This window comes from Streptomyces xanthii, from assembly GCF_014621695.1.
In the GTDB taxonomy this organism is placed as follows: Bacteria; Actinomycetota; Actinomycetes; order Streptomycetales; family Streptomycetaceae; genus Streptomyces; species Streptomyces xanthii.
In genome coordinates this window covers 7,534,799-7,548,939 of record NZ_CP061281.1, presented here as the reverse complement: position 1 = coordinate 7,548,939, position 14,141 = coordinate 7,534,799, and the positions used below count along the sequence as shown (strand labels likewise).

Sequence of the window (14,141 nt, the reverse complement as noted above, 5' to 3'; positions counted from 1 at the left end):
CGGTGCATCAGAAGGCCCCGTCCGGTATGTCACCCGGGACGTCCGGGTGGTCCGCAGAACCCGGCGAGCCCGGGGAGCCCGAGTCGTCCGGGTAGTCCGGGTAGGACTCCTTGAACACGCCCTGGTGGAGGAGGACTTCGGCGACGGTGGACCCGGTCGACTCACAGGTGACGGTGGTCCGCACCCACGCCGTCTCGGTTCTGCGGGTCTCCCCCAGCGCCACCACCTCGCGCTCCAGCACGTAGGGCGCGTCCACGAACACGGGGCCGGCGAGGAGCTTGATCTGGAGGTCGAGGAAGAGCCCGACGGTGGGCTCGGCCTTGACCAGGCCGGACTCGGCCCAGGTGGACATCGCTAGCACGCTGATCATCTCCAGCGGCACGATCGGCCGGCCCCAGGGGTTGTCCGGGCCGCTGTACCAGGAGCTGGTCTCGGTGATCGTCTCCAGCTTGCGGTTCAGCGTGAACGGATAGAGGTCTCCCATGTGGGTGTCGGGGCCCATCCGGACGTGTTCGGGCCGCGCGCCCCTGCGGCCCGGCTTCCACCCTTCGAAGATCACGGGCCGGTGCAGGGGGCGCAGCTCGGCCAGCCTCTCGTCCAGGGCGGTCGGTTCGTCGCCGAGGGTCGCGGTGCCGGACAGGACGCGCGTCCCGTCCTCCTTCGTGGTGTGGATCAGGGCCCGGTCTCCGGTGAAGGCGGCGGTCGCCCGAGTCCGCTCGCCGTCGAGGCAGATGGCCTCGAAGTGGGCGCTGAGACAACCGGAGGAGAACCACCGCTCGCCCCACATCCGGGCCGCCAGAGGGTCGTACTGGCTGAAGTGTGTGGGCCCCTCGACCGCCGCTCCCGCGACGCCCAACCGCTGTGCGGTGGCGGGGTCGTGGATGCCCGCGTGATCCCCGTAGGTCTGGTCGAGCAGCAGGTTGCGCGGGGTCCGGAGCGGGCCCGTGATCTCGAGCGGCGTCGTGAACATGGCCGAATTTCTAGCACGCATCCGTTTCAATACCAACCGGTCGGCATTGACAAAATTCCGTGGCCGGGATGTGCTGTGCTTCGCACGTACCGCCCCTGAGTCACCAGCCGGAGGAGAGCGATGGGCAGGCCGAAGGTTTCCGACCCCGAGGTGCGCAGACGCATTCTCGACGTGGCCCTTGATCTGTTCGCCGCCAAGGGATTCGACGCGACCGGCGTCCAGGAGATCGTGTCCAAGGCGGGCGTGACCAAGGGCGCGCTGTACCACTACTTCGCGTCGAAGGACGAGATCCTCTTCGAGATCTACGGCAGGGTCTTCGGCCGTGAACTGGAGTCCCTGGAACGGATCCTGGCCCAAGGGCACGACCCGGAGCGGACCCTGCGGGAGGTCGTCGTGGACCTGGTGGTCCTCACGGCGGCCGGCGCCAAGGAGTCGGCCGTCTTCGCCAAGGGCGGGCGGTCCGACTCCCCGCACTGGCAGGCACTGGAGGAGCAGTGGCGGCACTACCAGGAGCGATTTCGCGCCATCGTGCGGGAGGGGCAGCAGGCCGGGTCGTTCGCCACGCCCGCGTCCCCGGAAGTGGTGTCCTGGTCGGTCTTCGGCTTCACCAACTCGATGCACACGTGGTACCGGCCCGGGGGAAGCAAGTCACCGGCGGAGATCGGCGCCGAGCTCGCCGAGCTGGTCCTCTCGGGGCTGAAGCGTTGAACGGACAGCGGTGCGGGGGCGTCGACGGGGCAGGCGCCAGAAAGGGGCGGGGTACGGGATGCGTTCGGTTCTGAACCTGGCACTGGAGTGTGCGACCGGCGCCGTCGAGGCCGCGGCCGACGGCACGGGCGTGGCCTTCCACCGGGTCCCGGCCGCCGCCCGCGCCCAACTGGCGGATCCCACACTGGACTTCATGAGTACGGTGCCGTCGGGTGTGCGCATCGAGGCGCTCACCGACGCGGCGGTCCTGGAGCTCGACGTCGACCTGACTCATCTCGTCGTGCAGGGCACGTCCTCACCCGGCACCGCCGTGGACGTCGTCGTCGACGGGGCCCTGCGGGAGGCCGTGCGCACCACGCGGGAGACGGTCCTGGTGATCGACCTGCGCACCCGCGCCACGCGGACCCATCCGGCCGGCCCCGTGACCCTGCGGCTCGATCTGGGCGAGCCCGGAGTCGAACGCCGGGTCGAGGTGTGGCTGCCCGTCTCCTCGGCGCTGCGGCTGCTCGACGTACGCGTCCCCGCCGGTGCCTCACTGCGGCCCGCACCGGCGGCGGGCCCGCTGTGGGTGCATCACGGCAGTTCCGTCAGCCAGTGCTCCGAAGCGGACCGGCCGACGGGCGCCTGGCCGGCGATCGTGGCCCGCGCCGCCGGTCTGTCCCTCACGAATCTGGGCCTTGGCGGGCACTGCCACCTCGATCAGTTCATGGCGCGCGCCATACGGGACCTGCCCGCCGCGGCGATCAGCCTGGAACTCGGCATCAACGTCGTCAACCTCGACAGCATGCGTGAACGCGCGTTCCTCTCCGCCTTCCACGGCTTCCTCGACACCCTGCGCGAGGGCTACCCCGACACCCCGATCCTCGTGATCACCCCGCTCATCTGCCCGGCCGTCGAAGACCGCCCCGGCCCCACCCCGTTCGGCCCCGACCACCTCTTCCACGCCGCCGAACGCCCTGAGCACCTCGCCACGGGCTCCCTCACCCTGCGCCGCATCCGCCACCTCCTGGAACAGGGGGTCGCCCTCCGGCGCCGGGCGGGCGACACCGCGCTCCACCTCCTGCACGGCACAACCCTGTTCGGCCCGGCCGACACCCCCGACCTCCCCGACGGTCTGCACCCCAACCCGGCCGGCTATCGCCGCATGGCCGAACGCTTCCTCCCACTGGCGTTCGGCGAGAACGGGTCACTGCGGCAAGCGAGCAGCCGCACCGGTTCCCCGTGAACGTCGGCCTCGCAGGAGTCGCGGTTCACCCACGGCCTCCCGTACGGTCGCTGCGTGATGATCAGAGCGGGCGAGCCCCGCAGGCTCGGTGTGGTCGCCTCCGAGGCGCGGCTGGACTTCGGGACGGAACTGCAGGAGCTCGGCGGTGGGCCGCGGCGACGTCTGCTCATGGTCGACGACGAGCCCGCCTTCGAGCTCAGCTTCTACTGCGGCACGTGCCCGCTGCTGTTCCGCCGGCTGGAGGCCGCGCGCGAGAAGTTGTCTCTGGAGAGCATGCAGGAACGGCTCACCGGCGCACTGGACGACCCGGGCGACAGCGGTGTGCTCGACGCGTTCGGCGCGCTGCTGCCGGAGGGCGAGTACCTCCCGCTGCTCCTGAGCGTGGAGCCCCGGCTGGTCGTCCCGGGCAAGGACGGTGACTACTTCAGCGGGGAGCAGGTCGCGACGTGGGGAATCGATCAGTTCTGGGGTCTGCCCGAGTACCCGCACACGCCCTACTACCGGACCTTCGAGACCGCGGTCGACGCCGTCGCCCACCTGTACGAGTTCGTCGTGCCGATGGTTCCCCCGACGTGGAACGAGAGGCACCGCGTCGAGGAGTACGCGACATCCATGGAGGCGGGCACGGTTCCCACGGCGGTGGCGATCTCGACCCTGGACGTGTGCCGGCCCGCCGTCGACCTGGGCGACGACTACTCCGCGCACTGGGGCCTGACCCACTTCCTCCTCGACGGCCACCACAAACTGGAGGCGGCTGCCTCCGCCGGGCGGCCGGTGCGGCTCCTCTCCCTGCTGACTCTGGACGAGAGCCTGGCCGGAGCGCAGGAGTGCGCCCGTCTGCCCGAACTACGCGCCCGCCCCCGCTCGGCCCGCACAGCCGGATCGCCGCCGGCACAGGTGTGACCACGACTGGTCGCCTGGCACCAAGGGGTGACTCAGGATGGGAGGACTGCGGTACGGCCTCGTTCGATCTGCTCGCGCCCTCCTTCGCGCAGGACGTCGAACTGCGCCGAGCACCGCGAACTCAGCTTTCCCGTCCTGCAGGCGATCACGGTCGAGGACGGGCGGATCACGGAGGTCCGTCCTTTCTACTGGGACACGAAGGCCATCGCCGACGCCTGCGCCGTGCCGACACCGACGGACCGAGGCCGACGGTGATCAGGGAAGACCCCGGTCGCCGTGTCAGCGGTCGATCGGCGGCACCTGGTCCAACCCGGTGTCGGACAGGATCCGGTGCACCGTGTCGTCCAGGCCACTCGCGGCGTCGATGACGGTCTCCAGTGCGTCGGGCAGGAGGTCCTTCTCGCGGTACCAGTCGCGCAGATGGGCTTCCGTCACGTGCTTCAGGTACTCGGCGTCGGCCTTCGTCGCGTGCCGCGCCACCGTCTCCTCGAAGGGGACGTGAAGGTAGTAGCAGCGAGTGACACCACGGTGGGCCCGGACCAGGTCCTGCAGCATCTGCCCGTAGCGGTCGGCGTACAGGATGCCCTCGACGACGACGTGGAAGCCGCTGTCCAGGGCATAGCGGGCCGTGAGATCGATGAGGCCGATGTTCGCTCCGCCGGGCCGGTCGCGCTCGCGCAGAACGGTCCGGCGGAGGTTGTCCTGTCCTACGATCGCGAGGTTGCGGCCGAACCTCTCGCGCAGGCCGGCGGCGACGGACGACTTCCCCGAGGCGCTGTTGCCACGGAGCACGACCAGGCGTGTTTCCTCGGTGCCTACCACGTCAGGGAGTTCAGCCCTGGGGCTCTTGCGGTTTGACGTCGACCTCGCGCAGAGACTGGTCCTTGAGTTCGGTGCGGGCCTCCGTGCGGTGGCCACGGGCGATGTAGTCCCGCACGATCGCCTCGATCGCGTCCTGAGGTGAGCCGATCCCCGCCAGGACCATGACTTCCACCACGAGTTCGGCGTCGAGACTGATATTGACCTTGGTCACCGTGCCCCCTGATCGCGTCACCTGCCCGCACTCTAGCCGGGTCGACGGCGCACACCACAGGTGAAATCAGGGAAGCTCGGCCCGGAGTTCGTCGGCTGTCTCCCGGAGCAGGGCCAGGAATGCCGTGGCCGCCGCTGTCGGCGCCCCGGGTGCGGCCGCGCAGATCCGCCGGTAGGGCACGTCGTCCGGGTGGATCGTGACGAGTGCGACGTCCGGTCGCACGGACGCCGCCGCGAGCGCCGGGACGAGCGTCACGCCGAGACCCGCCGCGACCGCGCCCAGCTTGGCGATCCAGTCGTGCGCGAGCAGCCCGGTGCGCGGGCGCAGGCCGGCCGCGACCGCGGGGCGGAAGAGGGTGTCCTCCAGCCGCTCGTTGCCGACGATCCATTCCTCCCCGGCCAGGTCGGCCAGGCGGACGTTCCGTCGTCCCGCGTACGGATGGCCGAGTTCCAGGGCCACCAGCATCGGCTCGTCCAGGAGGTGATGGAGCATCACCCCGGTCGGCGGGGCGGTGTCCGTCGCCGGGCTGACGACCGCCAGGTCCTCCTCCCCTGCGGCGACCAGCCCCAGGTGTTTCACCGACGGGCCTTCCACCCGGGTCACCGTCACCCCCGGATGCCGCTTCCGGAACGCCGCCTGGGCTCGCGGGACGAGCGCGGCGGCCGCACTGGAGAACGCCCCGAGCCGCAGCAGTCCGCCGTCCAGCGTGCGCAGCGCGGTCAGTTCGGCGCGTGCGGCGGCGAGCCGGTCGCGTACCGCCTCGGCGTGCGGCAGCAGCACACGGCCCGCTTCGGTGAGCCGCACCCCGCGCGGCAGCCGCTCGAACAGTTCGGCACCCCAGTCCTCCTCGAGCGACCGCACCTGGCGGGAGATCGCGGACTGGGTGTAGCCGAGCGACTGGGCGGCGGAGGTGAAGGACCCGGTGCGGGCTACGGCGAGGAAGGCCTCGTACAAACCATGCGTGACCAGCATGAGGGCCATGCTAGACAGTCGCTTGTCGCATGGGTAAGCCGGATCTAGCGTCGACGCCATGGACACCGACACCACCATCGCCCCGCGCAGGATCGCCTTTCTCGGCCTCGGCTCCATGGGCCTGCCCATGGCCCGCCGCCTCCTCGATGCCGGGCACCCGCTCACCGTCTGGAATCGCACCGCCTCCAAAGCCGCGCCGCTCGTCGAGGCCGGTGCCGTCCTAGCCGGGAACCCCGCCGAGGCCGTCCGGGACGCCGACGTCGTGATCACCATGCTGGCCGACCCGGACGCCGCCCGAGCGGTCGCCGACGAGATGGTCCCCGCCCTGCGTCCGGGCATGCACTGGATCGACACCTCGACCATCGGCCCGGACGCCGGCCGGGAACTCGCAGAGCGGCTCCCCGAGGGCGTGACCCTCATCGACGCTCCCGTCATGGGGAGCGTCGACCGGGCCGCCACCGGCGAACTGCTCATTCTCGCGGGCGGAGACACCGCACCGGTCGCGCACGTCCTCGCCCTGCTGGGCACGGTCACCCCGTGCGGCGGCCCCGGCGACGGCGCCGCCCTCAAACTGGTCCTCATCAGCGCGGCGGTCGCGGGCGTCGCCCTCGTCGCCGAGAGCCTCACCCTCGCCGAAGCGCTCGGCCTGCCCCGCGACCTGGCGCTGCGGACCCTCGGCGCGGGCCCCCTCGGCGGTGCGGTCGGCCGGGTCCTCGCCACCGGCTCCCACTTCCCCGTGGCTCTCGCCGCCAAGGACGTGGCCCTGGCCACGACGACCACCGCACTCCCCCTCCTGGAAACGGTCCACCACACCCTGCTCGCCGACCCGTCCCTCCTCACCGAGGACCTGGCCGCGGTCGCCCGCTGAGGGAGGGCCCGCAACGCCTATGCCGCCCGACAACCACCCCTCCGTACACAGGAGTTCACAGCACACCGGACGGCTGCGCCCCCGCATCGACGCGCATCCGCACGACGTCAGATACTGTTCCTCGCTCCCCCGCGGCAACGGAACCTTCGGCCGCCGCGGCAGGGCGCGGTCGGCCGGTCGTCAGTACGGGGGTACCGCAGTGAACGCACCTTCCTCGGCCGCCGTCTGGGCGGCCGACGACATCGTCGACGGCCGGTACCGGGTGGTCGGGGAGCTGGGCCGGGGCGGCATGGGGGTCGTGCACCGGGTGCGGCATCTGGCCTGGGGCATCGACATGGCGGTGAAGAGTCCGCGGCCCGACTTGTTCGGCGGACCTGGGGACCAGGAGCTGTTCGTCAGGGAGGCCGAGGCCTGGGTGTCGCTCGGGCTGCATCCGAACGTGTGCGCCTGCCACTACGTGCGCGTGGTGGAAGGCACCCCGCGCGTGTTCGCCGAGTTCGTCGAGGGTGGCAGCCTCGCCGAGTGGATTCGCGACGGGCGGCTCTACGCCGGCGACGCACGGCAGGCCCTGGGCCGGGTTCTCGACACGGCGGTCCAGATGGCCCGCGGGCTCGAGCATTCCCATGGGCGGGGCCTCGTACATCAGGACGTGAAGCCGGCCAACGTCCTGCTCGACGGCGACGGCACCGCGAAGATCACCGACTTCGGCCTCGCCCGGTCGAAGGGCGCCGTGGTCCCGCGGGAGGCGGAATCGGCGCCGGGAGTCAGCGTGTTGGTGCCGTGGGGCGGCATGACGGTCACGTACGCGTCTCCGGAGCAGCTCGCGGGCGGCAGCGTCGGGAGGCGCAGCGACGTGTACAGCTTCGCGGTGTCGTTGCTGGAGATGATCACCGGTCGCGCCTGCTGGTCGGCGGGTTCGGTCGCCGGTCTGGCCCTGGCGGAGTACTTGGGCGCGGCCGCGAATCCGGTCGCCGCGCCGCCGGAGCTGGCCAATCTGCTGCGCCGCTGTCTGCGGCAGTCCGCCGGCCACCGGCCGCCCTCGATGGCGGACATCGCGGACGTGCTGACCGGGATCTACGAACAGGAGACCGGCTCGGCATATCCACGGCCCACCCCGAAGGCCGCCGATCTCCGCGCCGACGAGCTCAACAACCGTGGTCTCTCGCTCCTCGACCTCGACCGGGTCGCCGATGCCGGACAGGCCTTCACCGAGGCGCTCTCGGTCGACCCGCACCACGTCGGGGCCGTGTACAACGCGGGCCTGCTGAGCTGGCGTACGGGCACGATCACCGATGTCGAGCTCGTCGGCAGGCTGGAGGCGCTGCCGCAGGACACGGAGTCCTCGTGGCAGACCCGTCTGCACATCGCCCGTGTGCATCTCGAGCGCGGAGACGTCGTCACCGCCCGCGAGCTCCTCGACGTCCTCGGGCGCGAACGGCCCGGCGACGCCGAGATCCGGGCGGCGACGCGGGCCGCGGCTGACGGGAGCGCGACCGATGCCCGCCGCATCGAGACCCGCGCGCTGGGCGAGCCGTTCCGGCTGACGCCACCCGTGGATCTCCTGGCCCGGCACGTGGTCGCCGGGCATCTGCCGATCCGCTTCAGCCCCGACGGACGGCTCGCGCTGAGCGGCCACTGGGACGGCGGGCTCCGCCTGTGGGACACGGCCACCGGCGCGTCACGGCCCGCGCTCATGAACGGCGGCACCGAGCTCATCGGCGTCGACCTGACCCCCGACGGCTCGTACGCCCTGTCGGTCGAGCAGGGCGGCACGGTGCGGTGGTGGGACGTGGACGCCCGCAGGTGCGAGCGTGCCGTCCCTGCGGCCGCCGCTCCGAGGGGGTGCCCGGTACGACTGAGCGCCGACGCGCGTATCGGCGTGTGGATCGGCGCGGACGGGCATGTCCAGGTGTGGGAACCGCGGACCGGCACCTGCCGGTGGTCGCTGGGGGTCGCCGTCGAGGGGTCGCTGGACGGGTCGCGGTACGAGGTGAGCCCCGACGGACGTCATGTCCTCACCGGCGAGGAGGACGGGGCGCGGCTGTGGAGCGTGGCCGACGGCCGGTGCCGCGCGCTGCCCGCGGGTTCTCCGTCGTCCGCGCTGTGCTTCGGTCCCGACGGACGCCTCGCCGCGGTCGCCTCCGACGACGGGACCGTCCGGGTGTGGGACGTGGAGGACGGCCGGCTGGTCCGCACCCTGACCGGCTCCACCACCGCGGCCCTTCACCTGGCCCTCGGCCCCGGTGGGCGGCGGCTGCTGTCGGGTTCGAGCGCCGATCACACCGTACGGGTCTGGGACGTCGACAGCGGCCGGTGCCTGCGGACCTTCTCCGCGGGCCGGCACGGTATGCGTCACCTCGGCTTCCCGGACGCCGACGACCGGTTCGGCTTCTCCGTCGGCAACCACCCCGACCTGCACACGCGCCGCTGGCGGCTGCCCGACGGCGGGTGTGCCGCCGAGCCCCACGTGGTCAAGCCGCGCGAGTACGCCGAGATCAGCGGGCTGAGCGGGCAGGCGGAAGATCTGCTCGCCGAGGCCCGCCGGGAGATGACGGGCGGGCGGCACCGATCGGCCCTCGGCCTGCTGACCCGGGCGCGGGCGATCCCCGGGTACGAGCGGGCGCCCCAAGTCCTGGCCGCCTGGCGGGAACTGGGCCGATCGACCCGTCACGTCTCGCTCCGCGCCGCCTGGTCACGACCGCTCGACGCCGGGCCGCTCCCCTACGGATCCGTCACCGGGATCGGCCTGGCCGCCCACGCCCGGCTAGCCGTCAGCGGCCAGAGCGACGGAACCCTCCGCGTCTGGGACCTCGACAGCGGGGAATGCACCCGGGCCATCGAGGACCACCCGAGCCGCGCCGCCGAGGTGGCGCTGAGCGACGACGGCCGGTACCTGCTGTGCTACGGCACCCGACCGCACGCGATCACCCGCCGGCAACTGGACGGAGACGGGCGCCGTCAGGTGTCCCCGCACTGGGACCTGACGCGGACCGTCCTGTTCACGGGCGACGGACGGCACGCCCTGCTCGGCGGCAGGGAGGGCACGGTCCGCCGCTGGGACCTGGAGGAGGACCGCTGCGTGTCGGCCATCGGTCCCGCAGGCCCGGTCAACGTCATCTCACCGTCTCCCGACGGCCGCCTGGCGGCGATCGGCGACTGCACCGGCGTGGTCGGCCTGTGGGACCTCGTCGCCGGACGGAACCTGCGCACCTGGAAGGGCCCGCGGGAACCGATCCTGTCCGCGTGCCTCAGCGCCGACGGCCGGCTGGCCCTGTCCACGCACATGGTCACGTCCTCCGGCGCGGGCGACGAGCCGATCCGGCTCTGGGACGCCGCGAGCGAGCACTGCGTACGTGAGTTCGTGGGGCATGTGGGCTGGGTCTCCGCGGTGCGGTTCACTCCCGACGCGCGGTTCGCGTTCTCGGCGGGCCACGATCGCACCGTACGGATGTGGGACGTCGCGAGCGGGCGCTGCCTGCACGTCCTGGAGGGGCACCGGGAGTACGTCCGCCATCTCGAGATCACTCCCGATCTGCGGAACTTGGTGACGGCGGGCGACGACGGGCTCCGGCTGTGGCAGCTCGACTGGGAGCTGGCGGCCGACGGGGTCTGAGTCCGGGAGGGTCCGTAGGTCCGAAGGCGAGGAGCTCTGCCAACCGCCCGGCAGTCCAGGCAAGTTCGCCTTGACACTTCGGAAGTGTCAAGGCCTACTTGCCTCTATGACTCTTCCGGACCTGGACGACCTCATCGCGGAAGTCGACCGGAGATGCGGCAACGCGCTCCGTCCCGGCGACCAGGAACAGCCCGACTGGCTCGCACTCCTGACCGTCGCCTCCCAACTCGCGGGCCAGATGCAGGCGTTGGCGGACGACCTGGTCGAGGACTACGTCGAGCACTGCCGGATGCACGGCACCTCGTGGGCGGACATCGGATCGGCTCTGGGGGTGACCCGGCAGGCCGTCCAGCAGCGCTTCCACGCGCCGCACAAGCGCTACAGCCCCGAGACGATGACCGACGACCTCGGCCAGGCCATGACCCAGGTCAAGCTGGCGGCGGTGCAGCACCGCAACAACTACATCGGCACGGAGCATCTGCTGTGGGGGCTGACCGCGCAGGACAACGGCGCCACCCGGCTCCTTCAGGACGCGGGCGTCTCTCCCGACGCGGTCCACCGCTCCGTCGGGAGCCGGCTGAGCATGGGCGCTTCCCAGGCCGCCGAGCGCATCGCCTGGACGCCCTACTCCCGCAAGGCCATCGCCCTCGCCGAAGCGCGGTCCCAGCGCAACGGCTCCGATCGGATCGGCTGCGACGACCTGCTGGTCGGCCTGGCCGGAGTCGGTCGCGGCGTGGCGGCCGACATCCTGACCGAGGCCGGTTTCCAGCCGGCCGAAGCCGACTCCGGCCTCGACGCCCCGGTCGTCGGCGCCTGACTCAGCAGGAGTGGGTGCTCAGCTGCCGGTAGAGCTCCTTGTGGCCCTCCGCGTCGGGGTGCAGTCCGTCGACGAGCAGGTCGGGGCGGTCGCGGAGGGGCTCCCACAGATCGAGGTAGTCGATGTGGTGGTCCTGGCACCAGGTCATCAGGGTGGCGCGCAGCGTGCGCGCCCGCGCCACGGTGAAGCGGAGGCCTTCGTAGTCGCCTGTTCGCGTCTCGTCGAGCCAGACCGGTCCGGCGACGACCAGGCGCGCGTTGTGGCGATGGGCCGTGGCGGCCAGGGTGTCGAGGTGGCCGGTGATGTGGGGCAGTGCGTCGCTGTCGGGGGCTGATACGGCGAGCGGTACGGCGGAGTCGTTGATCCCCGCGGCCACGACGAGCGTGTCGGGGTGGCGGGGAGCCAGCAGCGGCGGTGTCTGCTCGCTGACATCCGCCAGGGTGCTGCCGGGGATGGCCAGGTTGAAGACGCGGTGCGCGCTCTCGTCGGACGCGATGTGCGCCGCCGCCAAGTGGCCGGCCCAGCCGCCCTGGGGGTCGCAGCGCCCGTAGGCGATGCTGTCGCCGACGATGACGATGCGTGCCGCCGGGCGCAGCGGCTTCGCGTCCAGGTAGGCCCAGGCGGATTCGCCCGAGGTGAGGAGCACGCGGCGGCGCGCGTAGTCGTCGACCTCGTAGTCGTCGGCGGCGGCCAGTTCCCGGTCGGTCAGGTGCAGGACGGCGCCCTCGACCGTGCTGCCGATCCTGCGCTCCAGGGTGAGGTGCACGTCCTGGCCGCTGGTGGCGATCACGGACGCGTCGGTGATCGTGAGGGGCCTGGTCGCGTGGCCCGCGAGCGAGGCCGCGGTCGTCGGTACGGTGCGGCCGAAGAGTGACGTCTGGACCCGCTGGTCCAGCAGCGTGCCGAAGGAGAAGAGGGTGTGGGGGCGGGGCTCGGTCACGGTGCCGTCGCGGCCTTTCAGTCGGAATGATCACTTGATCGCTTCACCTTATCGGCCACCCGCCAGACCCCTGACCAGGGCGTCTCGCCCCGATCTCCCAGTTCGGCCGTCTCAGGTGCGCGGGGTGACCAGGCCGGACTCGTAGGCGAGGACGACGAGTTGGGCGCGGTCCCGGGCGTGGAGTTTGGTCATGGCGCGGTTGATGTGGGTCTTCGCCGTCATCGGGCTGATCACCATGCGGTCGGCGATCTCGTCGTTGGACAGTCCCCGGGCGGCCAGGGCGACAGCCTCGCGTTCGCGGCCGGTGAGCTCCTCCAGTTCCTTCGGGGTACCGGTGGTGAGCGGTTCGGACACGTATCTGTCGATCAGTTTGCGGGTGATCGAGGGGGCCAGCAGGGCGTCGCCGCGTGCGGCCACGCGGACGGCGTGCAGCAGGTCGTCGGGGACGATGTCCTTGACGAGGAATCCGGCAGCTCCGGCGCGCAGCCCCTCGAACACGTACTCGTCGAGGCCGTAGTTGGTCAGGATGACGACGTGGACCTGGGCCAGGGCGGGGTCCGCGGCGATGCGCCGGGTGGCCTCGATGCCGTCGACGACGGGCATCTGGATGTCGATGAGCGCGATGTCGGGCAGGTGTTTCCTGGCGAGTGCGACGCCTTCCTCGCCGTCGGAGGCCTCGGCGACGACCTCCATGTCCTCCTCCAGGTCGAGGAGCGCGCGGAACCCGCTGCGGATGAGGGGCTGGTCGTCGACCAGCAGGATGCGGATCACGGGGTCCGTTCCACGGGGAGTTCGGCCTGGACGGTGAAGCCGCCCTCGTCGCGGGGTTCGGCGCGCAGCAGGCCGCCGAGGGCGGTGACGCGTTCGCGCATGCCGAGCAGGCCGACTCCGGGCACCGGTGCGGTGGTGGGTGTGGCCTTGCCGTCGTCGTCGATGCGGAGGGCGAGGGTGTCGGACCGGTAGTCGATGCGGACCGACGCGGTGGTGGCGGCCGCGTGCCGGACGATGTTGGTGAGCGACTCCTGGACGATGCGGTAGGCGGTCCGGCCCACGGTGGTGGTCACGTCGTGCCTCTGTCCTTCGATCGTCAGGGTCGTCTCGAGGCCCGTCTTGCCGGCCCGTTCCACGAGTTCCGGAATGTCGCCGACGCCGCGCGGCGGGGCCGTGTCGTCGTCGCGCAGCACCGACAGGGTCGCGCGCAGTTCCCGCGTGGCCTCGCGTCCGGCTTCCTGGATGGCCAGGAGTGCCTCCGGCACCTGCTCACCCCGTCTGCGGGCGACGTGGACGGCGACCTCCGACTGCACCTTGATGACGGAGATCTGGTGGGTGAGGGAGTCGTGCAACTCCCGTGCGATGTGCAGCCGTTCCTCGTCGGCGCGGCGGCGCGCGGTCTCCTCCCGGGTGCGTTCTGCCTCGTCCGCCCGCTGTTCGGCCTGGCGCACCGCCTCTCCGGCGGCGAAGGCGGCGACGAGCCAGGCGATCTCCAGGGTGCTGCGGGCCCGCACCAGCACCTCGCCCGCGGGCCCCGCGCGGAAGGCCAGTGCCGTGAGCTGGAGCGCCACCAGCAGGGCCACGGAGGCGATCACGGTGACGGTCCGGCGCCCGGCGCGCACCGCGCTGTACACCGCGACGAGGTACGCGACGGAGAGTGCGCCGAAGCCCATGGCCTGGTAGCCGACGGCGCACACTCCGGTGACGGCCAGGACCGCGACCGGTGCGCGGCGGCGCGCGGCCAGCGCAAGTCCGCCGGCCGCCAGGAGCACGCGGCCGAGCGCGTCGGGTCCCGGGCCGGGGTGCTCCCCGGTCCACCCGGTGCCCAGCATGAGCCCCGCCACTGCCACGGCGATCGCCCAGTCCCCGACGACGGCCGGGACACCGGTCGGGACGCCGAACCGTCGTATGACCATGCGGGAACCCTAGCCGGGCGTCCTGCGCGGCCGAGTCCCGCCGCCGGACGAACTCCCGCTACCACGTCTGCGGTAGCCGGGCGGTGTCTGCGCCGTTCGCGGCAGCCGCGTACGGCGTCAGCGGCAGCCAGAAGTGCGTCCGCCCGCGGGACGACCTGCGGTGGGTCCGGGAGACACGATCCGAC

General features: G+C 71.9%; 13 protein-coding genes and 1 pseudogene. 7 read left to right on the top strand and 7 right to left on the bottom strand.

The annotated features are described in order from the left end of the window. Positions 1-7: 7 nt before the first annotated feature. Positions 8-970, bottom strand: coding sequence for a hypothetical protein (locus tag IAG42_RS34275; protein WP_188340846.1), 963 nt, complete (start codon positions 968-970; stop codon positions 8-10). Positions 971-1,090: 120 nt separating this feature from the next. Here IAG42_RS34275 and IAG42_RS34270 point away from each other — a divergent pair, with 120 nt between their 5' ends. From IAG42_RS34270 to IAG42_RS38175, 4 genes and pseudogenes are all read left to right on the top strand, one after another. Continuing rightward, entirely contained in the window at positions 1,091-1,678 is a 588-nt protein-coding gene (locus tag IAG42_RS34270; RefSeq protein ID WP_188340845.1) for a TetR/AcrR family transcriptional regulator, read from the top strand. Positions 1,679-1,736: 58 nt separating this feature from the next. Beyond that, positions 1,737-2,903, top strand: coding sequence for a GDSL-type esterase/lipase family protein (locus tag IAG42_RS34265; RefSeq protein ID WP_188340844.1), 1,167 nt, complete (start codon positions 1,737-1,739; stop codon positions 2,901-2,903). A gap of 57 nt (positions 2,904-2,960) precedes the next feature. Then, positions 2,961-3,806, top strand: coding sequence for a hypothetical protein (locus tag IAG42_RS34260; RefSeq protein ID WP_188341750.1), 846 nt, complete (start codon positions 2,961-2,963; stop codon positions 3,804-3,806). Between the two features lie 105 nt (positions 3,807-3,911). Beyond that, positions 3,912-4,061: pseudogene (locus IAG42_RS38175) on the top strand (nuclear transport factor 2 family protein); the annotation flags it as partial. Positions 4,062-4,085: 24 nt separating this feature from the next. Here the strand turns inward: IAG42_RS38175 and IAG42_RS34255 are convergent. The 3 genes from IAG42_RS34255 to IAG42_RS34245 form a co-directional block, all read right to left on the bottom strand. After that, entirely contained in the window at positions 4,086-4,598 is a 513-nt protein-coding gene (locus IAG42_RS34255; RefSeq protein ID WP_262928323.1) for an AAA family ATPase, read from the bottom strand. 40 nt (positions 4,599-4,638) lie between these two features. Further along, a complete protein-coding gene (locus IAG42_RS34250) occupies positions 4,639-4,839 on the bottom strand; it encodes a type II toxin-antitoxin system VapB family antitoxin (protein ID WP_188340842.1) in 201 nt (66 codons plus the stop codon). A gap of 66 nt (positions 4,840-4,905) precedes the next feature. Next, positions 4,906-5,811: a LysR family transcriptional regulator gene (locus IAG42_RS34245; protein WP_223206287.1), complete on the bottom strand. Its 906-nt coding sequence runs from the start codon at positions 5,809-5,811 to the stop codon at positions 4,906-4,908. A gap of 58 nt (positions 5,812-5,869) precedes the next feature. On the opposite strand from IAG42_RS34245, the gene IAG42_RS34240 reads away from it, so the two are divergent. From IAG42_RS34240 to IAG42_RS34230, 3 genes are all read left to right on the top strand, one after another. Continuing rightward, a complete protein-coding gene (locus IAG42_RS34240) occupies positions 5,870-6,679 on the top strand; it encodes an NAD(P)-dependent oxidoreductase (protein ID WP_188340840.1) in 810 nt (269 codons plus the stop codon). A 199-nt stretch (positions 6,680-6,878) separates the two neighbouring features. Then, positions 6,879-10,292 carry a protein kinase domain-containing protein gene (locus IAG42_RS34235; protein ID WP_188340839.1) on the top strand — a complete coding sequence of 1,138 codons (3,414 nt, stop codon included), beginning with the start codon at positions 6,879-6,881 and terminating at the stop codon, positions 10,290-10,292. Between the two features lie 106 nt (positions 10,293-10,398). Beyond that, a complete protein-coding gene (locus tag IAG42_RS34230) occupies positions 10,399-11,109 on the top strand; it encodes a Clp protease N-terminal domain-containing protein (protein WP_223206286.1) in 711 nt (236 codons plus the stop codon). 1 nt (position 11,110) lies between these two features. On the opposite strand, the gene IAG42_RS34225 is transcribed toward IAG42_RS34230, so the two are convergent. The 3 genes from IAG42_RS34225 to IAG42_RS34215 form a co-directional block, all read right to left on the bottom strand. Then, on the bottom strand, positions 11,111-12,049 hold the full coding sequence (locus tag IAG42_RS34225; RefSeq protein ID WP_188340838.1) for a GDSL-type esterase/lipase family protein: 939 nt from the start codon (positions 12,047-12,049) through the stop codon (positions 11,111-11,113). 111 nt (positions 12,050-12,160) lie between these two features. Beyond that, positions 12,161-12,820: a response regulator transcription factor gene (locus tag IAG42_RS34220; protein ID WP_188340837.1), complete on the bottom strand. Its 660-nt coding sequence runs from the start codon at positions 12,818-12,820 to the stop codon at positions 12,161-12,163. Then, positions 12,817-13,956, bottom strand: a complete 1,140-nt coding sequence (locus IAG42_RS34215) for a sensor histidine kinase (RefSeq protein ID WP_188340836.1) — start codon at positions 13,954-13,956, stop codon at positions 12,817-12,819. The genes IAG42_RS34220 and IAG42_RS34215 overlap by 4 nt, the downstream gene beginning before the upstream one ends. Positions 13,957-14,141 lie beyond the last annotated feature (185 nt).